The organism is Cronobacter sp. EKM101R (genome assembly GCF_963888145.1).
Classification (GTDB): Bacteria; Pseudomonadota; Gammaproteobacteria; order Enterobacterales; family Enterobacteriaceae; genus Cronobacter; species Cronobacter turicensis.
Window position 1 is genome coordinate 399,701 of sequence record NZ_CAWPHW010000023.1, and the last position, 23,183, is coordinate 422,883.

Consider the following 23,183-nt stretch of genomic DNA (forward strand, 5'->3'; position numbering starts at 1 on the left):
GCCCGGCCTGCGTTTATTGGGCGACAGTAATGAAAGATTGTACCTGCGCTTCACTCTGCAAACGCTGCTGGAGCGAGGCGGCCTGCGATTTGCTGGCGAACGGGCCTAACTGAACGCGATAGACGGCGCCGTTCTGGCTGACGCGTCCCGGTACGGAAAACTGTTGGCTCAGTTTTTGCTGCCACTGCGCGGCGCGCGCGCTGTCGCTGACGGCGCCGACCTGCACCACATAATTCCCTGCGGCGGCGGTCGTGGAGGCGCTGGCGGCTGGCGCGACGCTGCCCTGCACGGAGCCTGGCGCGGTCACCGGCGCGTTGCGGGTAGCGGGCGCGGCAAGCTGCGCAGGTTCAGCGGCAGGTTGCGCGGGAGCGCTCGTGGTGACGGGCTGCGCCGTCGCGGCAGGCGGTGTGGTAGTTTCTGGTTCTGAACTCTCCAGCACGCCCGAGGCAAGCGTCGTCGGCGCGCCTAAGAAGCCGCCGCTTTTCACCGGCGCGCCGGTGGTGTCATCGCTTTGCAGCGTATCGTTGCTCACCGGACGGATATCGCCCTGCGGCTCGGTAGGCTGCGGAGCAGAAGAGACGCTGCCGAGACCGCCGCTTAAATCAGGACGCGCCGGAAGCGCGTAAGTTTGTTTCGCAACCGTCGTACAGGCCATGCCCGGCCCGGAGAGCGAGCCGTCCGGCGCGACGATGATAGGATCGATACGCACTTTGGTGTTGTTTGACGTGTTCAGACGATCCGCTGCAGCGCGGGAGAGTGAGATCACGCGGTCGTTGCCGTAAGGGCCGCGGTCATTAATGCGCACTACAATCATGCGGCCGTTGGCGAGGTTAGTAATGCGCGCATAGCTCGGCACCGGCAGGGTAGGGTGCGCGGCGGTGAGCTGCATCGGGTCGAACGGTTCGCCCGAGGCGGTCAGGTTGCTGTCCGGCTCCGCGTCGTAAATCGCCGCCAGCCCCGCCTGGCTGAAGCGCGAGAGATCCTGAACGATGCTGTAGCGCTTACCGTCGCGCTCATAATCGCTGTTTACGGAAGGATTCAGTTGTTCATAGCGAGGATCCGCGCCGCTTATCTCAACGACTGGACCGTTGCAGACCGGCTGCTGTGGCGCTACGTTCGCCTGTTGTTGCCCTTCGTTATTCACGCCGCAGGCGGTTAATAATCCTGCGGCGATGCAGACGCCAATCCACTGCTTACGCATTGCGAACCTCTTATACGCTCTTCGACAACATTTTCCTGTGGGTATGGATCGACATCACGATGCCAAACCCTGCCATGAGTACAATCAGGGCGGAGCCCCCGTAGCTGACCAGCGGCAGCGGAACGCCCACCACCGGTAAGATACCACTCACCATACCAATATTCACAAACACATAAACGAACAGAATCAGCATCAGGCCGCCCGCCATGACGCGCCCGAAGGTCGTCTGAGCGCGCGCGGCGATCCACAGCCCGCGCATAATCAGCAGCACATAGAGCGCCAGCAGCACCAGTACGCCCACCAGGCCCAGCTCTTCGGCGAGTACCGCGAAGATAAAGTCGGTATGGCGTTCAGGCAGGAATTCCAGCTGCGACTGGGTGCCGTGCAGCCAGCCTTTGCCGCGCAGTCCCCCTGAGCCGATGGCGATTTTCGACTGAATAATATGATAGCCCGCGCCCAGCGGATCGCTTTCCGGATCAAGCAGCATCATCACGCGCTGGCGCTGATAATCGTGCATCAGGAAGAACCACAGGATGGGAATAAAGGCCGCGATAAGCACCACCGCGATACCGATCAGACGCCAGCTTAAACCTGAGAGGAACAGCACGAACAGGCCGGAGGCGGCGATGAGAATTGAGGTGCCGAGATCGGGCTGAGCGGCCACCAGCAGCGTCGGCATGAAAATCAGCACCAGCGCGATGCCCGTGTTTTTCAGCGTTGGCGGGCAGACGTCGCGGTTAATAAAGCGCGCCACCATCAGCGGCACGGCGATTTTGGCGATTTCCGAGGGCTGGAAACGCACCACGCCGAGATCGAGCCAGCGCTGGGCCCCTTTGGAAATGGCCCCGAAGGCGTCTACCGCCACCAGCAAAATAATACAGACGATATAAAGGTAAGGCGCCCAGCCTTCGTAGACGCGCGGCGGGATCTGCGCCAGCACGATCATAATCACCAGACCCATCATGATCTGGCCTATCTTGCGCTCCATCATGCCGATATCCTGGCCGCTGGCGCTCCAGATAACCATGGCGCTGTAAAAACAGAGCGCCAGGATTATCAGCATCAAGGTTGGGTCGAGGTGAATTTTATCCCACAACGACTTTTTATTCGGATTGTCGGTCATCTTATCGATCCTCCGCCGCCGCTGTGGCGGGGTTTTCCGCCGGCAGTTCGGTGTTATTGTCCCCGAGCATAATGTGGTCAAGGATTTGACGCATGATGGTGCCCACTGCCGGGCCTGCACCGCCGTTCTCCAGGATCATCGCCACCGCCACTTGCGGGTTATCGTAAGGCGCGAAGGCGGTCATCAGCTTGTGGTCGCGCAGACGTTCAGCGATGCGGTGCGCGTTATAGGTTTCGTTGGCTTTCAGCCCAAAGACCTGCGCGGTACCGGATTTCGCGGCGATTTTATACGGCGCGCCAGCGAAGTATTTGTGTCCGGTGCCGTTGGCGCGGTTGGCGACGCCATACATGCCGTCTTTAGCGATTTCCCAGTAACCGGAATGAATATCGCCCACCGGCGGCTGTTCCGGCTGTCTCCACGGCACTTTCTGGCCGTTGACGACGGTGGTCATCAGCAGGTGCGGCACTTTCACCACGCCGTCGTTAATCAGGATCATCATGGCTTTGTTCATCTGCACCGGCGTGGCGGTCCAGTAGCCCTGGCCGATGCCGACCGGAATGGTGTCGCCCTGATACCACGGCTTTTTAAAGCGCTTCATCTTCCATTCGCGCGTCGGCATGTTGCCGGAGCGCTCTTCGGAGAGATCGATACCCGTCAGGCTGCCGTAGCCGAACTTGCGCATCCACTCGGAAAGCCGGTCGATGCCCATGTCGTAAGCGACCTGATAGAAAAAGGTATCTGCTGATTCTTCCAGTGATTTCGTGACATTAAGCCGCCCGTGTCCCCATTTTTTCCAGTCGCGATAACGCTTCTCGGAGCCTGGCAACTGCCACCAGCCGGGGTCGAACAGCGACGTGTTGCGGTTGATAACCCCCGCGCTTAATGCGGAAACCGCCACGTACGGCTTCACGGTAGACGCAGGCGGGTAGACGCCCTGAGTGGCGCGGTTAATCAGCGGCGTGTTCGGGTCGTTGAGCAGGCCGGAGTAATCTTTGCTGGAGATACCATCCACGAACAGGTTCGGGTTATAGCTTGGCATCGAGACCATCGCCAGGATGCCGCCGGTACGCGGGTCAGTGACCACAACCGCGGCGCGACTGCCCTGGAGCAGGGTTTCGATATAGGTCTGAAGCTTCAGGTCGAGCGTCAGGTAGATGTCGTGGCCCGCCTGCGGCGGCACTTCTTTCAGCTGGCGAATGACGCGCCCGCGGTTGTTAACTTCAACCTCTTCATAACCGGTCTGGCCGTGCAGGACATCTTCGTAGTAGCGCTCAATACCAAGCTTGCCGATATCGTGCGTGGCGGCGTAGTTGGCGAGCTTACCGTCTTTATCGAGGCGTTCGACGTCTTTATCGTTAATCTTTGAGACGTAGCCAATCACGTGCGTCAGCGCCGCGCCGTAGGGATAGTAGCGCCGCTTATAGCCTTTAACTTCCACGCCGGGGAAGCGGTACTGGTTCACCGCAAAACGCGCTACCTGCACTTCCGTCAGGTTGGTTTTCACGGGAATGGACGTAAAGCGGTGTGAACGCGCGCGCTCTTTTTTAAAGTTCGCAATATCGTCATCGTTAAGATCGACCACGGAGCGCAGCGCCTCCAGCGTATCCTGCACGCTGTCTACCTTTTCAGGCATCATTTCTATCTGGTAGATAGTGCGGTTCAGAGCGAGCGGCGTACCGTTGCGATCGTAGATAATCCCGCGGCTTGGCGGGATAGGCACCAGTTTGATGCGGTTTTCGTTAGAGCGGGTCTGATAGTCGTTAAAACGCAGGATCTGTAAGTGGTAGAGATTAAAGATAAGAATCCCGGTCAGCACCAGGATGCCGGCAAAAGCGACCAGCGCCCGACGCACAAAGAGCGCGGACTCAGCCGTATAATCACGAAAGGAATCCTTGAGTTTCATCCGCTGCTTAACTTACCTGTGGTGATTATTCACGATGATACGGGTGATTGGTGGTAATACTCCAGGCGCGGTAGAGACTCTCCGCGACAATCACACGTACCAGCGGATGGGGCAGGGTCAGCGTGGAAAGCGACCAGCTCTGTTCGGCCGCCGCCTTGCAGGCATCGGACAGGCCTTCCGGCCCGCCGATAAGCAGGCTGACATCGCGGCCGTCCTGTTTCCAGCGCTCAAGCTCGCGGGCCAGCTGCGGCGTATCCCACGGGCGTCCCGGAATATCCAGCGTCACGATGCGGTTTTTCCCCGCCGCCGCCAGCATCATCTCGCCTTCTTTATCAAGAATGCGTTTGATGTCGGCGTTTTTGCCGCGCTTCCCTGCCGGGATCTCAACGAGCTCGAACGGCATATCTTTGGGGAAGCGGCGCAGATATTCGCTGAAACCTGTCTGCACCCAGTCGGGCATTTTTGTGCCAACGGCGACCAGCTGAAGCTTCACGCCTTAACCCCAGAGCTTTTCCAGCTCATACAGGCGACGGCTCTCTTCCTGCATGACGTGCACCATCACATCGCCGAGATCGACGACGATCCAGTCGGCGGCGTTTTCGCCTTCAACACCGAGCGGCATCATGCCCGCCGCGCGGGATTCCTGAACGACATGATCGGCGATAGACATCACGTGACGGCTGGAGGTGCCGGTGCAGATAATCATACAATCTGTAATGCTGGATTTGCCCTTAACATCAATGGCGATAATATCCTGGCCTTTAAGATCGTCAATTTTATCAATGACAAAATCCTGGAGTGCTTTACCCTGCAAGTTTTCCCCCTGGGAATGTGAACCTCAGATGACGCCGGATGCGCCATCGGATAATCGATACGAGTACAGCGCGCGTAATGCGGGCGGGCTGCGCTCAGAAGTGGGCTATCATCCCACCGCAGGCAAGAGTTTGCATCGCCATTTTTGTAAAACAATTTCAGAAAGGCGGCTTGCGGCGGGAAATATCTGGCAGCGGAGGATAACAGTATCGCCCGTTGTGTCAATGCCTGAACCGCAATCGGTTCAGCGCGCGTCAGCGGAAGGACGCCACGGCGCGCGGTTGTTTAACGTCTGCAACTGCGTGAAGCCGTCATAACGCGCTACACGGCTCCATGCCCCCTGCTCCAGCAGGAAATGCCACAGCGAGCGGCCCGGCATATCGAGCAGGCGGGCAATCAGCAGGCTCAGCACGCCCTGATGGCTGACTATAAGGATATTCTCAGCCTCCTGCGGCGCGCTCAGCGTCTCAATAAACGTATCCACCCGCGCGGCAAACGCGGTGAAGCTTTCGCCATTGGTGGGTACGGCGTTTTGCCAGTCTGCGCACCAGGCGCCATAAGCCTCTGGATCTTCCAGCAGTAAATCGCGGTGGTGGCGCATCTCCCAGTCGCCAAAGAACATCTCGTTCAGACGCGGGTCGGTTTCGATGCGCTCATGGCGGCCGTCGAGAACAAGGCGGGCGGTGTGTTGCGCGCGGCCCAGCGCGCTGCACAATACACGGTCAAAAGCCACGTCGCGGAGCATATCGCCGACCGCTTGCGCCTGCGAGACGCCGACGGGCGTCAGCGCGGTTTCCGCATGGCCGCTGTAGAGACCTGCGACGTTCGCTTCGGTTTGTCCGTGACGTACCAGCCAGAGTTTCATCACCTTTCCCTTGTGTTACGGCTGGCGATACAGCGCGTGACGGTGGATATATGCCAGCACCGCGGGCGGCAGCAGGTCGTCGCACGGCTGCTGTTGCGCCAGGCGCGCGCGGATGTCGGTCGCGGAAATCGGGTAGAGCGGGGTGTCGGCAAGATAGATTTTCCCGGCGGGCTGGCGGTGAAGCTCGTCAGCGTGGCGGGCAAGACGGGGCGCTAGCCAGCGCTGGTCCTCATCGGTTTTCATCGCCACCGGATAACCCGGACGGCGGCAGACCAGCAGATGGCAGCACGCCAGCAGCGCTTCGTAGTTGTGCCACGTGCGCAGCGTCAGCAGGGAATCCTGCCCGATAATAAACGCCAGCGGCGCGTCCGGGCCCGCTTCGCGGCGCAGCTGCGCCATCGTTTCGCTGGTCCAGGAGGGCGTGGCGCGTTGCAGTTCCCGGATGTCCAGACGGAACAGCGAGTTACCGGCGATCGCCAGCTCAACCATCGCTTTGCGCTGAAGACTGCTGGCGCCCGGCTGCGGGCGGTGCGGCGGCACATTGTTTGGCAGCATCGTCACCTGCGTCAGTTTTACCTCTCTGGCGAGCGCTTCCACGGCGCGCAGATGACCGTAATGAATCGGATCAAAGGTGCCGCCATACCAGGCCTGAAGCGCAGGGATGCTGTCAGTCATCGATAAACACCCCGGCCAGCGCTTTGTGGCACAGCACCAGCGAGAGACTCTCCAGCTCCGGCCAGACGTTCTGGCCGTAATCCTGCTTGAGCGTGATTTCGCACTGCGTCAGCAGGCGTACTGCCTGCCAGAGCCTGTCATCGCTCAGACGTGAGAGCGCCTCGGTGATCAGGGCGCGGCGGTTCTGCCAGACGCGGTGCTGGTCAAAGAGCGCGCGCAGCGGCGTGGTTGCCGACTGGCGTTTTAGCGTCACCAGCGTCAGCAGTTCGCGCTGTAGGGTGCGCAGCAGAATCACCGGCTCGGCGCCTTCCTGACGTAACTGTTGAAGAATATGCAGCGCGCGTTTGCTTTTGCCTGCCAGCAGGGCATCGACCCAGTGGAATGGCGTAAAGTGCGCGGCGTCGTTAACTGCCTGTTCAACGCGCGGCAGCGTCAGTTTGCCGTCCGGCCAGATAAGCGACAGCCGCTCCAGCGCCTGGGCGAGGGCCAGCAGGTTGCCTTCGTAGCAGTAACAGAGGAGCTGACAGGCGGCGTCGTCAAGTTGCAGATTCATCTGCTTCGCCCGGTTAGCCACCCAGCGCGGCAGCTGCGCCTGCTCCGGCGTCTGGCAGGTTATCTGCACGGCGCGGTCGGCCAGCGCGGTAAACCACGCGGCGTTTTCCTGGGCTTTGGTGAGCTTGTTGCCGCGCACGATCAGCAGCAAATCGTCATGCAGCAGACTGACCAGCGTGGCGAGTTGTTCGTTGATAGCGGCGTTAGGGCCGTTATCCGGTAAGGCCAGCAGCAGCGTCTGACGGCTTGCGAACAGGCTCATCGCCTGACAGAGCGAGAAAATGGCCTGCCAGTCGGTGCTGACATCAATAATAAAGCGGTGATGCTCTTCAAACCCCTGCGCCTGCGCCTGTTGATGAATGGCGTCCTGGCTTTCCTGGAGCAGTAGCGGATCGTTGCCGAGCACTAAATAGGCCGCGCGCAGCCCTTCGTTGAGCTGCGCGCGGAGTTGTTCAGGGTAAAGCCGTAGCATTACTGAACGGGGAGGGTAGTGGAGACGCGGCCGCTGTCCGGCGTGTCAGCGTCGGCAGGTGCCGCGGCAGCCTGCGGCGCATCGCGGTTTTGCGAGACATCGCGGGTATGAACCGCCACCAGCTTACGGATCAGCTGTTCGGCGGCTTTGTCATACATCTCCTGAACGATGATATTGCGCTCAGCCGTCTTCGCCAGCGCCGTTAACGGGTTATCAAAGAACGAGCGGTATACGCGGGCGTCAATCGGGTAGATTTCATGTCCCGGGATCAGCACAGTGGCGTTAACCGTCATCACCATCTGATATTCCGCGGTCTGGCCGTTCTGGAAGACCGATGCGGTATCCTGGGAAATAGACGAGCGGCCAATACGCAGCGACGGTACGTCCTGACGAAGCGAACTCGCCTCGATAATCTCGACGCCGTTCAGACGCAATTGCTTACGCACCGCACGCGTTAACGGACCGTTCGGATCGCCGGAAATAAGAATCAATGTATGCATTTGCTCCGGCACCTGCGTGGTATTGCGCAGATGCCAGCCACAACCGGCGGTGAGCATCACCGCCAGGCCTACAAACAGAGTAATCAGATGTCGCACGCTTCCTCCTGCGCTTAGCCCACAACCAGGTTAAGCAGTTTACCCGGTACGTAAATCACTTTACGCACGGTCACGCCGGCGAGGTATTTCGCCACCAGATGTTCCTGAGCGGCGCGCTCGCGCACCTGCTCTTCGGTCGCGTCAGCCGCTACGGTGATTTTACCGCGCACTTTACCGTTAACCTGAACGACGACCAGCGTCGTGTCTTCCACCATCGCGCTTTCATCAGCCTGCGGCCACGGCGCGTTGTCGATGTCGCCTTCGCCTTTCAGTTCCTGCCACAGCGTAAAGCTGACGTGCGGGGTGAACGGGTTGAGCATACGCACCACGGCCAGCAGCGCTTCACGCATTAAGGCGCGATCCTGCTCACCTTCCTGCGGCGCTTTCGCCAGTTTATTCATCAGCTCCATGATGGCGGCGATAGCGGTGTTAAAGGTCTGGCGGCGGCCGATATCATCGGACACTTTCGCGATGGTTTTATGAACGTCGCGACGCAGCGCTTTCTGATCGTCATTCAGCGCATCGACATTGAGCGCCGGGGCGTCGCCAGGCGCGGTGTGCTCGTACACCAGACGCCAGACGCGTTTCAGGAAGCGGTTTGCGCCTTCCACGCCGGACTCCTGCCATTCAAGCGTCATATCCGCCGGGGAAGCGAACATCATGAACAGACGCACGGTGTCGGCGCCGTAACGCTCCACCATTTCCTGTGGGTCGATGCCGTTGTTTTTGGACTTCGACATCTTGCTCATGCCGGTGTAGACCAGCTCATGGCCTGCGGCGTCGCTCGCTTTCACGATGCGGCCTTTCTCGTCGCGCTCGACGATGGCGTCTTTCGGGGAGACCCAGTTGCGTTCGCCGTTCTGGCCCACATAGTAGAACGCGTCTGCCAGCACCATACCCTGACACAGCAGCTGTTTCGCTGGCTCGTCAGAGTTCACCATGCCCGCGTCGCGCATCAGTTTGTGGAAGAAGCGGAAGTAGAGCAGGTGCATGATGGCGTGCTCGATGCCGCCGATATAAATATCGACCGGCAGCCAGTAGTTGGCCGCTTTCTCATCCAGCATACCTTCTTTGTACTGCGGGCAGGTGTAGCGCGCGTAGTACCAGGAGGACTCCATAAAGGTGTCGAAGGTGTCAGTTTCACGCAGCGCGGGCTGGCCGTTAACGGTGGTTTTCGCCCACTCCGGGTCTGCTTTGATCGGGCTGGTGATACCGTCCATGACCACATCTTCCGGCAGGATCACTGGCAGTTGATCGGCAGGCGTCGGCATAACGGTGCCGTCTTCCAGGGTCACCATCGGGATCGGCGCGCCCCAGTAACGCTGACGGGATACGCCCCAGTCGCGCAGACGGTAGTTCACTTTACGCTCGCCCACGCCTTTGGCGGCGAGTTTATCGGCAATCGCGTTAAAGGCCGCCTCGAAGTCCAGACCGTCAAATTCGCCGGAGTTAAACAGCACGCCTTTTTCAGTGAGCGCTTGTTCGCTCAGATCCGGCGCGGTGCCTTCTGCGGTCAGGATAACGGGCTTAATCTGCAGGCTGTATTTGGTCGCGAATTCATAGTCGCGCTGGTCGTGGCCCGGAACGGCCATGACGGCGCCGGTGCCATATTCCATCAGCACGAAGTTCGCGGCCCATACCGGAATGGCTTCGCCGGTCAGCGGGTGAATCGCTTTAATGCCCGTGTCGACGCCTTTCTTCTCCATGGTCGCCATATCGGCTTCGGCGACTTTGGTGTTGCGGCATTCGGCGATGAAATCGCCCAGCGCCGGGTTAGCGGCCGCCGCAGCCTGCGCCAGCGGGTGACCCGCCGCAACGGCCAGATAGGTGACGCCCATAAAGGTGTCCGGACGAGTGGTGTACACCGTCAGCTTTTCGTCGCTGTTCTGGACGTCGAAGGTGATTTCCACGCCTTCGGAGCGGCCAATCCAGTTGCGCTGCATCGTTTTAACGGTATCCGGCCACTGGTCGAGCTTATCCAGATCGTTTAACAGCTCGTCGGCATAGGCGGTGATTTTAATAAACCACTGCGGGATCTCTTTGCGCTCGACTTTGGTGTCGCAGCGCCAGCAGCAGCCGTCGATAACCTGTTCGTTGGCCAGCACGGTCTGATCGTTCGGGCACCAGTTCACCGCGGACGTTTTCTTATACACCAGCCCTTTTTTGTAGAGCTCGGTGAAGAACTGCTGTTCCCAGCGATAGTATTCCGGCGTGCAGGTCGCCAGCTCGCGGCTCCAGTCATAGCCAAAGCCCAGCATTTTGAGCTGGTTCTTCATGTAGTTGATGTTGTCGTACGTCCACGGCGCTGGCGCGGTGTTGTTTTTCACCGCGGCCCCTTCCGCCGGCAGGCCGAAGGCGTCCCAGCCGATAGGCTGCAGCACGTTTTTACCCAGCATGCGCTGGTAGCGCGCGATCACATCGCCGATGGTGTAGTTACGAACGTGGCCCATGTGTAGTCGGCCAGAAGGATAGGGAAGCATCGACAGGCAGTAATACTTCTCTTTGCTCTCGTCTTCGGTCACTTCAAACGTGCGCTTCTCTTCCCAGTGAAGCTGTACTTTGGATTCTATCTCTTCCGGGCGATATTGCTCTTGCATGGCAGCCAGTAGTCCTGTTTTCAATACAGCTACAAATGTAGCCTTAACGTGTGTTATTTCAGATCCGCATAGCATAGCCGATTCGACCGCTGCGCAACAGCCTTTCAGCCGAGGGGGCGCGAATAAGGAAATGCGTGGTTTTACACGGCCCTGTGCGCTGGCTGGCAAAGCGCTGCGGGATTAACGACTACAATAAGAAGAGGTTACCCATCCAGGAGGAAAAGGCGATGAACAAGGTTGCGCAATATTACCGTGAACTGGTGACCTCGCTCACCGAACGCGTACGCAACGGGGAGCGGGATATCGATGCGCTGGTGGAAAGTGCGAGACAGCACATTGCCCGCACCGGCGAGCTCACCCGGACGGAAGAAGAGGAAGTCACCCGCGCGGTGCGGCGCGATCTGGAAGAGTTCGCGCGCAGCTATAAAGAAAGCCAGGACGAGCTGACGGACAGCGTCTTTTTACGGGTAATCAAAGAGAGCGTCTGGCAGGAGCTGGCGGATATCACCGATAAAACCCAGCTGGAGTGGCGCGAAGTGTTCCAGGATCTTAACCATCACGGCGTGTATCACAGCGGCGAGGTGGTGGGTCTTGGCAATCTGGTGTGTGAAAACTGCCACCATCATCTGGCCTTTTACACGCCGGAAGTGCTGCCGGTCTGCCCCAAATGCGGCCATAACCAGTTCCAGCGTCGGCCGTTCGAGCCTTAATAAAACAACGCGCGGGCCGAAGCCCGCGCTGTTGTCGTGCGGTTTTAGTGGAGGATTTTGGCGAGGAAGTCTTTCGCGCGTTCCGATTTCGGGTTAGCGAAGAACTCTTCTTTCGGCGAGTCTTCCACAATCTTGCCTTCATCCATAAAAATGACGCGATGCGCGACTTTACGCGCAAAGCCCATTTCGTGCGTGACCACCATCATGGTCATCCCTTCCTGCGCCAGCTCGACCATCACGTCCAGCACTTCATTGATCATTTCCGGATCAAGCGCCGAGGTGGGTTCGTCGAACAGCATCGCGACCGGATCCATGCAGAGCGCGCGGGCAATCGCCACACGCTGCTGCTGGCCGCCGGAGAGCTGCGACGGGAATTTATTGGCATGCGCGGACAGCCCGACGCGCTCCAGCAGCTTCAGGCCTTTTTCACGGGCCGCCGCTTTATCGCGCTTAAGCACTTTGATCTGCGCGAGCGTCAGGTTTTCAATAATGGACAGATGCGGGAACAGCTCGAAATGCTGGAACACCATGCCGACGTGGGAGCGCAACTGGGCCAGATTGGTTTTTTTGTCGTTAACCCTGGTACCGTTGACGACGATTTCGCCCTGCTGAACAGGTTCAAGGCCGTTGACGGTTTTAATCAGCGTCGATTTGCCGGAGCCGGAAGGGCCGCACACCACCACGACTTCGCCTTTTTTCACGGCCGTGGAGCAGTCGGTAAGCACCTGAAAGTGACCATACCATTTTGAAACGTTTTTCAGGGTAATCATTATACAGTCCTTTTCTTCAGCCAGCTGACCAACAGCGATGCACTTAAACTAATGACAAAGTAAACGGCGCCTGCAAACAGGATCATCTCTACCTGCGTGCCGTCGCGCTCGCCGATGGTGGACGCGGTGCGGAAGAAATCCGCAAGGCTCAGCACATAAACGAGCGAGGTATCCTGGAACAACACGATGCCCTGGGTGAGCAGCAGCGGCACCATCGCGCGAAACGCCTGCGGCAGGATAATCAGCTTCATGGATTGCCAGTGCGTCATCCCGAGCGCCAGCGCGGCGCTCGACTGACCGCGGGAGATGCTCTGAATACCGGCGCGGATAATTTCCGAATAATAGGCGGCTTCAAACATCGAGAACGCCACCATCGCGGAAATCAAACGGATGTCCGTTTTCGGCGAGATCCCCAGTACATCCTGCAGAATCCCCGGCACAATCAGGTAAAACCACAACAGCACCATGACCAGCGGAATAGAGCGAAACACGTTGACATAAGCGGTAGCAAACCAGGCAAACGGTTTAAATGCGGAAAGCCGCATCACGGCCAACAGCGTGCCCCAGACGATACCGAAGATGACGGCGGTAACGGTGATTTTTAAGGTAATCACCAGCCCTGCCAGCAGATAAGGCATGGAGGGGATAATCGATCCCCAGTCAAATTCGTACATTATTTGCTCCCCATATTGCCCGGCAGGCGAACTTTACGTTCCACCAGATTCATCACCACCATGATGACTGTGTTGATAAACACATAAGCAAGGGTGATGGCCGTAAAAGATTCCCAGGCGTGAGCGGAGTAGTCGAGCAGTTTGCCTGCCTGCGCCGCCATATCCACCAGACCGATGGTTGAGGCGATGGCCGAGTTTTTCACCAGGTTCATCATCTCGGAGGTCATCGGCGGCACAATCACGCGGTAGGCGTTGGGCAGCAGTACGTAGCGATAGGTTTGCGGCAGCGTCAGCCCCATCGCAAGGCCGGCGTTTTTCTGGCCGCGCGGCAGCGACTGGATCGCGGCGCGCACCTGTTCACACACGCGAGCGGCGGTAAAGAGCCCGAGGCAGATCATCGAGGAGAGGAAGAACTGCACGTTAGGATCGAGCTCCGCTTTAAACCACATGCCGAGATTTTCCGGCAGTAGTTCCGGCACCACCAGATACCAGGTGAAGAACTGAACGATCAGCGGAACGTTGCGGAAAAGCTCGACGTAACAGGTACCAAGGGCGGAGAGAAAACGATTAGGCACGGTGCGCAGGATGCCAAACAGGGAACCGACCAGGAACGCGATTATCCAGGCGCTTATCGACAGCGCGACGGTTACCTGGAAGCCACTCCATAGCCAGCCTAAATAGGTGGTGTTGCCGAACGGCGCATCCTGCAGAAAGATGCCCCAGTTCCAGTCTATAGACATAACGTACTCCGAAAAAAAGAAGGGTAGCAGCGCTACCCCCTAAGATTGATGAGAAGCCTCTCTGTTCGCGTCGGTTGGGGAACGGCCAACCGGCGTATAGTCTGTCCGGGCTTGCTTCTTCAATCATGAGGGCAGGGTGACCCGCCCCTTAATGGTTGTAATTAGTTAAGCGCTTTATCGTTAGGCTCTTTGAACAGGGCTTTCATGTCGTCGGAAAGCTCGAAGTTCAGGTTGAGGTTTTTCGGCGGAATCGGGTTTTTGAACCACTTATCAAACCATTTCGCCGCTTCGCCGGAGGTCTGCGCCTGGGCGATAGTATCGTCTACCAGTTTTTTGAATGACTCGTCGCCTTTACGCAACATGCAGCCGTAGGCTTCTTTGGATTGCGGCGTGCCGACGATTTCCCAGTTATCCTGTTTCTTCGCTTTCGCGCGTTCGCCCGCCAGCAGGGCGTCATCCATCATAAACGCCACCGCGCGGCCGCTTTCCAGCGTGCGGAAGGAGTCGCCGTGATCTTTGGCGCTGATGATGCGCATATCCATTTTCTTCTCGTCGTTAAGCTTATGCAGCAGCACTTCTGAGGTGGTGCCGGAGGTCACGACGACCGCTTTGCCTTTCAGGTCCGGGAAATCTTTAATCGGGCCGCCTTTTTTCACCAGCAGGCGGGTGCCCACGACGAAAATGGAATCAGAGAACGCGGCCTGTTTCTGGCGCTCCAGATTATTGGTGGTGGAGCCGCATTCGAAATCAAACGTGCCGTTTTGCAGCAGCGGGATGCGGTTCTGCGACGTAATCGGGATCATTTTGACCTGCAGATCCGGCTTGTTGAGCTGTTTCTTCACGGCTTCAACGATAGCGTTGGAGTAATCCTGCGAATAGCCGACCACTTTTTGCTGGTTGTCGTAATAGGAGAAAGGAACTGAGGATTCGCGATGGCCGACGACGATAACGCCGTTAGCTTTGATTTTATCCAGCGTGCTTTGACCGCCGCTTGCGTCTTCCGCATGGGCCAGACCTGCGCTCAGACCCATTACCAGCATTGCTGCGGTCAGTTTACGTAACTGCATATCCAACTCCTTTATCGCGGCGCCAGAAACGCCATTGATACCCAATTGTGAATGTGTGTTGTTATATCCTGCCGTCCCGCCAGCAGCGTTAGTACCGTGTTGGTACCATTTAGCCTGGCTGGATGTAAATAATTTGCTGTGAATTTGTTTATTTTTGCGAAGCGCGCCGCACCAATTGGAGGCAAAAATGCGGTGTTGCACTAAAGTGGTGCCGCAAAAGATCGCTGCTGGTGCATATGACACGCCTGCGTCGCCCGATAAGGCGTTTCAGCTAAATCATTGGATTAACTAAAGCAAAGCGTGTGCCAGAAAAGAAAAAGGCCAGCATAGCTGACCTTTTTAGCAGGAATGTAGCGGTAAGTTATGAACGTCTGCGCCTGCCGAGGCTCATCAGCACAGAGACAAAACCACCCAGCGCGACGATTATCCAGATTGTGGCATTGCCAAAGCGGGCATACGGCGTAAGCCCGCTGGTGGGCGTGACAGCGGCGTTTAACACCTCGCGGGTGAACTGCGGGATAATCGCCTGAACGTCGCCGTTGGCATCAATGACGGCCGTAACGCCGTTATTGGTGCTGCGCAGCAGCGGACGCGCCAGCTCCAGCGCACGCATGCGCGCCATCTGGAAATGCTGCCACGGACCGATAGAGTGGCCAAACCAGGCGTCATTCGAGATAGTCAGCAGGAAGTCGGTATCCGGGCGGAAGTTATCGCGCACCTGTTCGCCGAGAATGATTTCATAGCAGATAGCCGCCGTGAGCTTCATGCCATGCGCCTGCAACTGAGGCTGCATATATGGACCGCGGCTAAAGGAAGACATCGGCAGGTCGAAGAACGGCGCCAGCGGGCGCAGAATCGATTCCAGCGGTACAAACTCGCCAAACGGCACCAGATGATTTTTATGGTAGCGATTGGCGGAGTTGTAGCTGTAGGGCGTACTGGCGCCGAGCGTAATGATGGTGTTGTACGTGTCGTAACGGTTTTTCTCGTTAAGACGCGCATCCACCACGCCGGTTATCAGCGTCGCGTCGCTATCGCGCAGCACGGTGTCGAGATCGTGCAGGAACTGCTGCTGGTTGCTCTCTAAATCGGGAATGGCGGATTCCGGCCAGATAACAAGCCCGGCTTTACCGAGCTGCTCACGCGTGGCGTTAAGATAAATACGCAGCGTATTCAGCAGCTCGCGCTCGTCCCACTTCATCGACTGCGGGATATTGCCCTGCACCAGGGCGACGTTTATCGCGCGTTCGGCATGCGGCTGATACCACTGGATATAGCGCAGCGGGAAGGGCAGCGCGAACAGCACGAGCGCGCAGACGGCGGGTTTCCAGGCGCGATGCACCACCGCCAGCACCAGCAGGCCGCTGACCGCCATCAGTAAGAAGGTGATGGCTTCAACGCCCATGACCGGCGCCAGGCCTTTCAGTGGGCCATCAATCTGGCTGTAGCCAAATTGCAGCCACGGGAAGCCTGTCAGCACCCAGCCGCGTAAAAACTCGGTCAGATGCCAGACGACCGGCGCGGCGACGGCCATGCGCAGCCAGCTGGTTTTCGGCCACAGACGCGCCAGCACGCCAGCGAACAGACCGGTATAAAGCGACAGATACGCGGCGAGGAGAATCACCAGCGCCACGTTAACCGGCCCAGGCATTCCGCCGAACTGGGCGATGCTCACATAGACCCAGTTCACGCCGCTGCCGAAGAGACCAAGCCCCCAGCAGAAGCCGATCCCGGCGCTTTGCATCGGGCGACGGTTAAGGGTAAGCCCCTGCAGGCCCATCAGTGAAATGAGGGCGGCGGGCCAGAAATCGTAAGGGGAAAAGGCCAGCGTTCCGCTGGCACCGAGAAGCAGCGCCAGCAGCAGACGCACGCGCTGGCGTTCAATCATTGAGGCAAGAGCCATTCCATTAGTCTTCCAGTTTAGGCTGCGGCGAGTTTTCCGGCATTCTGACGTGGACCTGGATAATACGACGGCTGTCCGCCATGGCAACTTTAAACTGGTAACCATCAATGTCGATGGTTTCTCCGCGCGCAGGCAGATGACCGAATGCCTGCATCACCAGACCGCCGATGGTGTCGACTTCTTCATCGCTGAACTGGGTGCCGAAGGTGTCGTTAAAATCTTCAATGGACGCCAGCGCGCGCACGGTCCAGGTGTGGCGGCTGAGCTGACGGAAATCGATATCTTCTTCGTCGTCGTATTCATCTTCGATTTCGCCGACGATGAGCTCCAGAATATCTTCGATAGTCACGAGCCCGGATACGCCGCCGAATTCGTCAATCACGATAGCCATGTGATAACGCTGGGAGCGGAACTCTTTCAGCATCCGGTCAACCCGTTTGCTTTCCGGCACGACAACCGCCGGGCGCAGCACTTTATCCATGCTGAAGGCTTCGGCATCGCTGCGCATAAACGGCAGCAGATCCTTGGCCATCAAAATCCCTTCAATGTGATCTTTATCTTCGCTGATCACCGGAAAACGCGAATGCGCCGATTCGATAATGACGTCGAGACATTCATCGATGCTCTGGTTGCGTTTCAGGGTGACCATCTGAGAGCGGGGGATCATGATGTCGCGAACGCGCTGGTCGGCGATATCCATTACCCCTTCGAGCATGTCGCGCGTATCCTGGTCGATAAGCTCGTTTTGCTCGGAATCACGGATAAGCTCAAGCAGTTCGTCACGGTTTTTCGGTTCACCGTGGAACAGCTGGCTTAAGAGGAGGGAGAAAAATCCCTTTTTATTAAGTGAGTCGCTACTGTGTGAGTTGTCGTCGCTCATGGCGTTAGTTCAGGGTTCTCATGTTGGTTGATGTATCGCTCGCGGCGGAAAAGACACGCCGCGGCGGTAGAAATCACTGGCGGCAACGGAGCGCCGCACAGATTACGCTTTCTCGGCAATGTACGGATCGTCAAAGCCCAGGGCAAGCATTATCTCGGTTTCGATGCCTTCCATTTCTTCGGCTTCGTCATCCGCGATATGGTCATAACCCAAAAGATGCAGGCTGCCATGCACCACCATGTGCGCCCAGTGGGCTGCCAGCGGCTTTTCCTGTTCACGCGCTTCGCGCTCGACCACCTGACGACAGATGATCAGATCGCCAAGCAGCGGCATCTCGATGCCAGGCGGCGCTTCGAACGGAAACGACAACACGTTGGTGGGTTTGTCCATACCACGATAAGTCAGATTTAAGTCATGACTTTCCGCTTCATCCACCAGACGCACCGTGACTTCTGATTCTTCCTGAAATTGCGGCACGACGGCATTCAGCCATGTCTGAAACTGCGCCTCGTCCGGCAAACCGGCGGTGTCTTCGCAGGCCACCTGCAAATCAAGGATAACCTGGCTCATTTACTCTCCTGCGCGCCGGCGGCCAGCGCCTGGGCTTCACGTTTACGTTCGGCGGCCTGTTCGGCTTTCCGTTTCTGGTCCGCTTCTTCCCACGCTTCATAGGCGGTAACGATACGCGCAACCACCGGGTGACGCACCACGTCTTCGCTATGGAAGAAGTTAAAGCTGATCTCTTCGACTTCCGAGAGCACTTCAATGGCGTGGCGCAGGCCGGATTTCAGGTTTCTCGGCAGGTCAATCTGCGTGACGTCGCCCGTGATAACCGCTTTGGAGTTAAAGCCGATGCGGGTCAGGAACATCTTCATCTGTTCGATGGTGGTGTTCTGGCTCTCATCCAGAATGATGAACGCATCGTTAAGCGTACGGCCGCGCATGTACGCCAGCGGCGCGACTTCAATCACGTTGCGCTCCATGAGCTTTTCCACGCGCTCAAAGCCGAGCATCTCAAACAGCGCGTCATACAGCGGGCGCAGGTACGGGTCGACTTTCTGGCTAAGATCGCCTGGCAGGAAGCCCAGTTTTTCACCGGCTTCCACCGCCGGACGCGTCAGCAGAATACGACGGATCTCCTGGCGCTCCAGCGCGTCCACGGCGGCCGCAACCGCGAGATACGTTTTACCCGTACCGGCAGGGCCAATACCGAAGGTGATATCGTGATCGAGAATATTCGCGATGTACTGCGCCTGATTTGGCGTGCGCGGTTTAATCACGCCGCGTTTGGTCTTGATATTGACCGCTTTGCCGTACTCCGGCACGCTTTCGGCGCTCTGCTCCAGCACGCGGAATTCTTTAATGGCCAGATGAATTTGTTCCGGCTCGATCTCTTTGATTTCGCCGCGCATTGGCGCGGTATCGACGTAAAGGTTACGCAGAATATCCGCCGCCGCGCTGACGCAAAGGGTGCGGCCGGTCAGTTTAAAGTGGTTGTCGCGACGGGCGATTTCGATACCGAGGCGGCGTTCAAGCTGTTTGATGTTGTCATCAAAGGGTCCACAGAGGCTAAGCAGACGAGCGTTGTCTGCCGGTTCCAGCGTAAATTCACGAGTTTCGATATTCAAACTTGTCCTCTTGGTCACTCAGGGCCAGTTAAGGTGAATAAAAATGCCTGCTGATTTTCTCAGGGCCTGAGAGAAATTATTCACGGCGAGGGAAAAAGGCGCAAGCGACAACCCGGATATTTGGGTGACGCCTTCAGAATACAAGCACGGATGGTGTAAAAATAAGCGTATGCCGCGCCGGGGCGGCATACGTGAGAGAGCAGATTATGGCTGGAAAATCCCGACGCCGAGTTCGTTTTCTTTACGGGTGCGGGCGATAATCGATTCCGGTGATTCCACCACGCGCAGGCCCATCTCTTCCTCGGTGCGGATAACCTTGCCGCGCAGCGAGTTCGGGAACACTTCGGTGATTTCCACATCGACAAATTTACCGACCATCTCCGGCGTGCCTTCGAAGTTCACCACGCGGTTGTTTTCGGTGCGCCCCGAGAGCTCCATGATGCTCTTACGCGACGTGCCTTCCACCAGAATGCGCTGAGTGGTGCCGAGCATACGGCGGCTCCACGCCATCGCCTGCTGGTTGATGCGCTCCTGAAGGATATACAGACGCTGCTTTTTCTCTTCTTCCGGCACGTCGTCCACCATATCGGCGGCGGGGGTGCCTGGACGGGCGGAGAAAATAAAGCTGTAACTCATGTCGAAATTCACGTCGGCAATCAGCTTCATGGTCTGCTCGAAATCCTGCTGGGTTTCGCCAGGGAAGCCGACGATGAAATCGGAGCTAATCTGGATATCCGGACGCGCGGCGCGCAGCTTGCGGATAATGGCTTTATATTCCAGCGCAGTGTGGGTGCGGCCCATCATGTTCAGCACGCGGTCGGAGCCGCTTTGTACCGGCAGATGCAGGAAGCTCACCAGCTCCGGCGTGTCTCGATACACTTCGATGATGTCATCGGTAAATTCGATCGGGTGGCTGGTGGTGAAGCGGATGCGGTCGATGCCGTCAATAGCCGCGACCAGACGCAGCAGGTCGGCGAACGTGCCGGTGGTGCCGTCATAGTTTTCACCGCGCCAGGCGTTCACGTTCTGCCCCAGCAGGTTGACTTCACGCACGCCCTGGGCGGCGAGCTGCGCGATTTCCAGGACGATGTCATCGCCCGGACGGCTGACTTCTTCACCGCGGGTATAAGGAACCACGCAATAGGTACAGTATTTGTTGCAGCCTTCCATGATGGAAACGAACGCCGTCGGGCCATCCGCGCGCGGTTCAGGCAGACGATCGAATTTTTCGATTTCCGGGAAGCTGATGTCCACGACCGGGCTGCGGGTGCCTTTCACCTGATTGATCATTTCCGGCAGGCGGTGCAGGGTCTGAGGCCCGAAAATGATGTCGACGTAGCGGGCGCGATCGCGAATATGGTCACCTTCCTGGGACGCCACACAGCCGCCCACGCCGATAATCACATCCGGGTTCTTTTCCTTTAACGTTTTCCAGCGACCTAACTGATGGAAAACCTTCTCCTGTGCCTTCTCGCGGATCGAGCAGGTATTCAGCAGCAGAATATCTGCTTCTTCCGCCACGTCGGTCAGCGTAAAGCCGTGCGTGGTTTCCAGCAGATCGGCCATCTTCGATGAATCGTACTCGTTCATCTGACAGCCCCAGGTTTTAATATGGAGTTTTTTTGTCATTGACTTGCCATTGCTCAGTTAAAGCCACTCATTTTGGCCGCGTATTGTAATGCTTTGACGGGTTCGTGACCAGTGGCGAGGCAAAGACGTCAGGCGGCGAAAAATCCGGTAAACTGAAGGGAGATTGCTTAAGGATAAAATGACCATGACAAATCAACCCATTGAAGTCGCCGTCGTCGGCGGTGGCATGGTAGGCGCCGCCGCCGCGCTTGGCCTTGCGCAAAATGGTTTTCGGGTGGCCGTCGTGGAGCATGCCGCGCCGCCGCCGTTTTCGCCGCAAAATCCGCCGGACGTGCGGATCTCCTCGATCAGCTGCGCGTCGGTGGATCTGCTGCGCGGGCTGGGTGTCTGGCAACGGGTGCTGGAGATGCGCGCGCATCCTTATCGCCGCCTCGAAACCTGGGAGTGGAACGAAGCGCGGGTTGAGTTCAGCGCTGATGAACTGCAACTGCCCGAACTTGGTTATATGGTGGAAAACAGCGTGCTGCAACGCGCGCTGTGGGAGGCGCTGGAGGCGCATCCGGCGGTCATGTTGCTGTGTCCGGCGACGCTCACTCAGATGACGCCATCGCAAAATGGCCACGAACTGAAGTTCGATAATGGCGACACGGTGCAGGCGCGTCTGGTTGTCGGCGCTGACGGGGCGAGTTCGCAGGTACGCAAATGGGCAGGCATCGGCGTTAACGCCTGGCAGTATCAGCAGTCATGCTTGCTTATCAGCGTGGAATGCGAACAGCCGCCTGGCGACAGCACCTGGCAGCACTTTACCCCCAACGGGCCGCATGCGTTTTTGCCGCTCTTTGATAACCGGGCGTCGCTGGTCTGGTATGACCGTCCGGCGCGCGTCCGTCAGCTTCAGGCGATGAACATGACGCAGCTCGGCCATGAAATCGCGGCGGCGTTTCCGGCCCGGCTTGGCCGCGTGACGCCAGTCGCCTGTGGCGCGTTTCCGCTGGTGCGCCGTCATGCGCTGCGTTATGTGTCGCCAGGCGTCGCGCTGATAGGCGATGCCGCGCATACCATTCATCCGCTGGCGGGGCAGGGGGTCAATCTCGGCTATCGCGATGTCGATGCGCTGCTGAAGGTGGTGATCGATGCGCGCAATGCAGCGGAAGACTGGGCCTCTGGCGCAGTACTGAAGCGCTACCAGCGCCGCCGCATGCCGGATAACCTGCTGATGCAAAGCGGTATGGATCTCTTCCATGCCGGGTTTACCGCGAAGCTGAAACCGCTGCGCGTGCTGCGCAATTTAGGGCTTATCGCCGCCCAGCGCTCAGGCGTCCTGAAGCGTCAGGCGCTGCGGTATGCGCTCGGATTATAATGCCTTAGTTACAACATGCTAATGGGTGTAACGAATGGGAGACGACAGACGCGTTATCGTCGTCATCGCCTGGTAGCCGTTAACGTGTTCAGCGCAGTAAAAAGGCCCGCCTGTGCGGGCTTTTTTAATGGGGCACGGCAGGGCTGAACGGCGAAGCATCATTCGCAACGGCGATATAGAAGAGAGAAAAGGTGGGAGCAGAAAAGAAAAAAGCCTGCTTTCGCAGGCTTTTAAAGAGTGGCTGGGGTACGAGGATTCGAACCTCGGAATGGTGGAATCAGAATCCACTGCCTTACCGCTTGGCGATACCCCAACAAATGTTGGTGCTGAATTGTCAGTTAAAGGAAGAAACAAAGAACCTTCAACCAATGCGTTTAGCTTCTTGCCAACCGCTTCTTCAAAGTGGCTGGGGTGCAGGGATTCGAACCCCGGATGGCGGAATCAGAATCCGCTGCCTTACCGCTTGGCGACACCCCAAGAAACTCTTGCGAACTTTACTTCGCGCATCTCGCACTAAAAAGTGCAGGACGCTTTAAATATGGTGGCTACGACGGGAATCGAACCTGTGACCCCAGCATTATGAGTGCTGTGCTCTAACCAGCTGAGCTACGTAGCCAAATTTTATTGCTTAACCAGTTATAACGACTGGCTGGGGTACCTGGATTCGAACCAGGGGATGCCGGTATCAAAAACCGGTGCCTTACCGCTTGGCGATACCCCAACGACCACTGCGTCATACGCAAAAGTCGAAGAAATATGGCTGGGGTACCTGGATTCGAACCAGGGAATGCCGGTATCAAAAACCGGTGCCTTACCGCTTGGCGATACCCCATCCGTGCAACGCAATTACGAAGTGGTGCGGGAGGCGAGACTTGAACTCGCACACCTTGCGGCGCCAGAACCTAAATCTGGTGCGTCTACCAATTTCGCCACTCCCGCAAAAAAGATGGTGGCTACGACGGGAATCGAACCTGTGACCCCATCATTATGAGTGATGTGCTCTAACCAGCTGAGCTACGTAGCCATCTTTTTTCGCGTTACCTTATCGGCGTTGCGGGGCGCAT

The 23,183-nt window shown here is 57.8% G+C and carries 21 protein-coding genes and 7 tRNA genes; 2 read left to right on the plus strand and 26 right to left on the minus strand.

All coding sequences use genetic code 11. The features are described from left to right. Positions 1-13 precede the first annotated feature (13 nt). From rlpA to leuS, 10 genes are all read right to left on the minus strand, one after another. Entirely contained in the window at positions 14-1,201 is a 1,188-nt protein-coding gene (gene rlpA, locus AACV31_RS14455) for an endolytic peptidoglycan transglycosylase RlpA (RefSeq protein ID WP_165153323.1), read from the minus strand. Positions 1,202-1,211: 10 nt separating this feature from the next. Beyond that, positions 1,212-2,324 (minus strand): peptidoglycan glycosyltransferase MrdB, encoded by a 1,113-nt coding sequence (gene mrdB, locus AACV31_RS14460; RefSeq protein ID WP_075199091.1) that lies wholly within the window; start codon positions 2,322-2,324, stop codon positions 1,212-1,214. Position 2,325: 1 nt separating this feature from the next. Continuing rightward, the gene (gene mrdA / locus AACV31_RS14465; RefSeq protein WP_015740510.1) at positions 2,326-4,227 is read right to left on the minus strand and encodes a peptidoglycan DD-transpeptidase MrdA; all 1,902 of its coding nucleotides are present in this window, start codon (positions 4,225-4,227) and stop codon (positions 2,326-2,328) included. A 25-nt stretch (positions 4,228-4,252) separates the two neighbouring features. Beyond that, entirely contained in the window at positions 4,253-4,720 is a 468-nt protein-coding gene (gene rlmH / locus AACV31_RS14470; RefSeq protein WP_015740511.1) for a 23S rRNA (pseudouridine(1915)-N(3))-methyltransferase RlmH, read from the minus strand. 3 nt (positions 4,721-4,723) lie between these two features. Then, the gene (gene rsfS, locus AACV31_RS14475) at positions 4,724-5,041 is read right to left on the minus strand and encodes a ribosome silencing factor (RefSeq protein WP_007768055.1); all 318 of its coding nucleotides are present in this window, start codon (positions 5,039-5,041) and stop codon (positions 4,724-4,726) included. A 243-nt stretch (positions 5,042-5,284) separates the two neighbouring features. Then, positions 5,285-5,905: an adenosylcobalamin/alpha-ribazole phosphatase gene (locus AACV31_RS14480; RefSeq protein WP_165153325.1), complete on the minus strand. Its 621-nt coding sequence runs from the start codon at positions 5,903-5,905 to the stop codon at positions 5,285-5,287. A gap of 15 nt (positions 5,906-5,920) precedes the next feature. Beyond that, positions 5,921-6,580, minus strand: coding sequence for a nicotinate-nucleotide adenylyltransferase (gene nadD, locus AACV31_RS14485; protein ID WP_165153327.1), 660 nt, complete (start codon positions 6,578-6,580; stop codon positions 5,921-5,923). Beyond that, a complete protein-coding gene (gene holA / locus AACV31_RS14490) occupies positions 6,573-7,604 on the minus strand; it encodes a DNA polymerase III subunit delta (protein ID WP_015740514.1) in 1,032 nt (343 codons plus the stop codon). The genes nadD and holA overlap by 8 nt, the downstream gene beginning before the upstream one ends. Further along, on the minus strand, positions 7,604-8,200 hold the full coding sequence (gene lptE / locus AACV31_RS14495) for an LPS assembly lipoprotein LptE (protein ID WP_105581049.1): 597 nt from the start codon (positions 8,198-8,200) through the stop codon (positions 7,604-7,606). Before lptE ends, holA begins: the two co-directional genes overlap by 1 nt. Before the next feature lie 14 nt (positions 8,201-8,214). Then, complete coding sequence (gene leuS, locus AACV31_RS14500) at positions 8,215-10,797, minus strand: leucine--tRNA ligase (RefSeq protein ID WP_165153329.1); 2,583 nt, start codon at positions 10,795-10,797, stop codon at positions 8,215-8,217. A 227-nt stretch (positions 10,798-11,024) separates the two neighbouring features. On the opposite strand from leuS, the gene AACV31_RS14505 reads away from it, so the two are divergent. Continuing rightward, positions 11,025-11,507 (plus strand): zinc ribbon-containing protein, encoded by a 483-nt coding sequence (locus tag AACV31_RS14505; protein WP_075199096.1) that lies wholly within the window; start codon positions 11,025-11,027, stop codon positions 11,505-11,507. Positions 11,508-11,551: 44 nt separating this feature from the next. Here AACV31_RS14505 and AACV31_RS14510 read toward each other — a convergent pair whose 3' ends face one another. The 9 genes from AACV31_RS14510 to miaB form a co-directional block, all read right to left on the minus strand. Then, on the minus strand, positions 11,552-12,277 hold the full coding sequence (locus tag AACV31_RS14510; RefSeq protein WP_007768080.1) for an amino acid ABC transporter ATP-binding protein: 726 nt from the start codon (positions 12,275-12,277) through the stop codon (positions 11,552-11,554). After that, the gene (gene gltK, locus AACV31_RS14515) at positions 12,277-12,951 is read right to left on the minus strand and encodes a glutamate/aspartate ABC transporter permease GltK (RefSeq protein WP_105538050.1); all 675 of its coding nucleotides are present in this window, start codon (positions 12,949-12,951) and stop codon (positions 12,277-12,279) included. Before gltK ends, AACV31_RS14510 begins: the two co-directional genes overlap by 1 nt. Further along, the gene (locus AACV31_RS14520; RefSeq protein ID WP_007768084.1) at positions 12,951-13,691 is read right to left on the minus strand and encodes an amino acid ABC transporter permease; all 741 of its coding nucleotides are present in this window, start codon (positions 13,689-13,691) and stop codon (positions 12,951-12,953) included. Before AACV31_RS14520 ends, gltK begins: the two co-directional genes overlap by 1 nt. A 161-nt stretch (positions 13,692-13,852) precedes the next feature. After that, the gene (locus AACV31_RS14525; protein WP_007768087.1) at positions 13,853-14,758 is read right to left on the minus strand and encodes an amino acid ABC transporter substrate-binding protein; all 906 of its coding nucleotides are present in this window, start codon (positions 14,756-14,758) and stop codon (positions 13,853-13,855) included. Positions 14,759-15,119: 361 nt separating this feature from the next. Then, entirely contained in the window at positions 15,120-16,661 is a 1,542-nt protein-coding gene (gene lnt / locus AACV31_RS14530) for an apolipoprotein N-acyltransferase (protein ID WP_165153331.1), read from the minus strand. Between the two features lie 4 nt (positions 16,662-16,665). Further along, positions 16,666-17,541 carry a CNNM family magnesium/cobalt transport protein CorC gene (corC, locus tag AACV31_RS14535; protein ID WP_007699505.1) on the minus strand — a complete coding sequence of 292 codons (876 nt, stop codon included), beginning with the start codon at positions 17,539-17,541 and terminating at the stop codon, positions 16,666-16,668. 102 nt (positions 17,542-17,643) lie between these two features. Beyond that, positions 17,644-18,111 carry an rRNA maturation RNase YbeY gene (gene ybeY / locus AACV31_RS14540; protein WP_165153333.1) on the minus strand — a complete coding sequence of 156 codons (468 nt, stop codon included), beginning with the start codon at positions 18,109-18,111 and terminating at the stop codon, positions 17,644-17,646. Further along, positions 18,108-19,169, minus strand: coding sequence for a PhoH family protein (locus AACV31_RS14545; RefSeq protein ID WP_041923329.1), 1,062 nt, complete (start codon positions 19,167-19,169; stop codon positions 18,108-18,110). Before AACV31_RS14545 ends, ybeY begins: the two co-directional genes overlap by 4 nt. A gap of 204 nt (positions 19,170-19,373) precedes the next feature. Beyond that, a complete protein-coding gene (gene miaB / locus AACV31_RS14550; RefSeq protein WP_007768099.1) occupies positions 19,374-20,798 on the minus strand; it encodes a tRNA (N6-isopentenyl adenosine(37)-C2)-methylthiotransferase MiaB in 1,425 nt (474 codons plus the stop codon). 145 nt (positions 20,799-20,943) lie between these two features. Here miaB and ubiF point away from each other — a divergent pair, with 145 nt between their 5' ends. Then, positions 20,944-22,119, plus strand: a complete 1,176-nt coding sequence (ubiF, locus tag AACV31_RS14555; protein ID WP_165153335.1) for a 3-demethoxyubiquinol 3-hydroxylase — start codon at positions 20,944-20,946, stop codon at positions 22,117-22,119. A 238-nt stretch (positions 22,120-22,357) separates the two neighbouring features. Here the strand turns inward: ubiF and AACV31_RS14560 are convergent. The 7 genes from AACV31_RS14560 to AACV31_RS14590 form a co-directional block, all read right to left on the minus strand. Next, positions 22,358-22,432, minus strand: a tRNA-Gln gene (locus AACV31_RS14560). A gap of 90 nt (positions 22,433-22,522) precedes the next feature. Further along, positions 22,523-22,596: transfer RNA gene (locus AACV31_RS14565), tRNA-Gln, on the minus strand. A 62-nt stretch (positions 22,597-22,658) separates the two neighbouring features. Beyond that, positions 22,659-22,735 (minus strand) — tRNA-Met (locus tag AACV31_RS14570). A gap of 30 nt (positions 22,736-22,765) precedes the next feature. Next, a tRNA-Gln gene (locus AACV31_RS14575) sits at positions 22,766-22,840 on the minus strand. A gap of 36 nt (positions 22,841-22,876) precedes the next feature. Further along, positions 22,877-22,951: transfer RNA gene (locus AACV31_RS14580), tRNA-Gln, on the minus strand. Positions 22,952-22,973: 22 nt separating this feature from the next. Next, positions 22,974-23,058: transfer RNA gene (locus tag AACV31_RS14585), tRNA-Leu, on the minus strand. 8 nt (positions 23,059-23,066) lie between these two features. Continuing rightward, positions 23,067-23,143, minus strand: a tRNA-Met gene (locus tag AACV31_RS14590). Positions 23,144-23,183 lie beyond the last annotated feature (40 nt).

Coding starts and splice junctions, on each gene's coding strand:
- rlpA (WP_165153323.1), bottom strand. CDS start 1,201: ATGCGTAAGCAGTGGATTGGCGTCTGCATCGCCGCAGGATTATTAACC.
- mrdB (WP_075199091.1), bottom strand. CDS start 2,324: ATGACCGACAATCCGAATAAAAAGTCGTTGTGGGATAAAATTCACCTC.
- mrdA (WP_015740510.1), bottom strand. CDS start 4,227: ATGAAACTCAAGGATTCCTTTCGTGATTATACGGCTGAGTCCGCGCTC.
- AACV31_RS14480 (WP_165153325.1), bottom strand. CDS start 5,905: ATGAAACTCTGGCTGGTACGTCACGGACAAACCGAAGCGAACGTCGCA.
- nadD (WP_165153327.1), bottom strand. CDS start 6,580: ATGACTGACAGCATCCCTGCGCTTCAGGCCTGGTATGGCGGCACCTTT.
- holA (WP_015740514.1), bottom strand. CDS start 7,604: ATGCTACGGCTTTACCCTGAACAACTCCGCGCGCAGCTCAACGAAGGG.
- leuS (WP_165153329.1), bottom strand. CDS start 10,797: ATGCAAGAGCAATATCGCCCGGAAGAGATAGAATCCAAAGTACAGCTT.
- AACV31_RS14505 (WP_075199096.1), top strand. CDS start 11,025: ATGAACAAGGTTGCGCAATATTACCGTGAACTGGTGACCTCGCTCACC.
- AACV31_RS14510 (WP_007768080.1), bottom strand. CDS start 12,277: ATGATTACCCTGAAAAACGTTTCAAAATGGTATGGTCACTTTCAGGTG.
- gltK (WP_105538050.1), bottom strand. CDS start 12,951: ATGTACGAATTTGACTGGGGATCGATTATCCCCTCCATGCCTTATCTG.
- AACV31_RS14520 (WP_007768084.1), bottom strand. CDS start 13,691: ATGTCTATAGACTGGAACTGGGGCATCTTTCTGCAGGATGCGCCGTTC.
- AACV31_RS14525 (WP_007768087.1), bottom strand. CDS start 14,758: ATGCAGTTACGTAAACTGACCGCAGCAATGCTGGTAATGGGTCTGAGC.
- lnt (WP_165153331.1), bottom strand. CDS start 16,661: ATGGCTCTTGCCTCAATGATTGAACGCCAGCGCGTGCGTCTGCTGCTG.
- corC (WP_007699505.1), bottom strand. CDS start 17,541: ATGAGCGACGACAACTCACACAGTAGCGACTCACTTAATAAAAAGGGA.
- ybeY (WP_165153333.1), bottom strand. CDS start 18,111: ATGAGCCAGGTTATCCTTGATTTGCAGGTGGCCTGCGAAGACACCGCC.
- miaB (WP_007768099.1), bottom strand. CDS start 20,798: ATGACAAAAAAACTCCATATTAAAACCTGGGGCTGTCAGATGAACGAG.
- ubiF (WP_165153335.1), top strand. CDS start 20,944: ATGACAAATCAACCCATTGAAGTCGCCGTCGTCGGCGGTGGCATGGTA.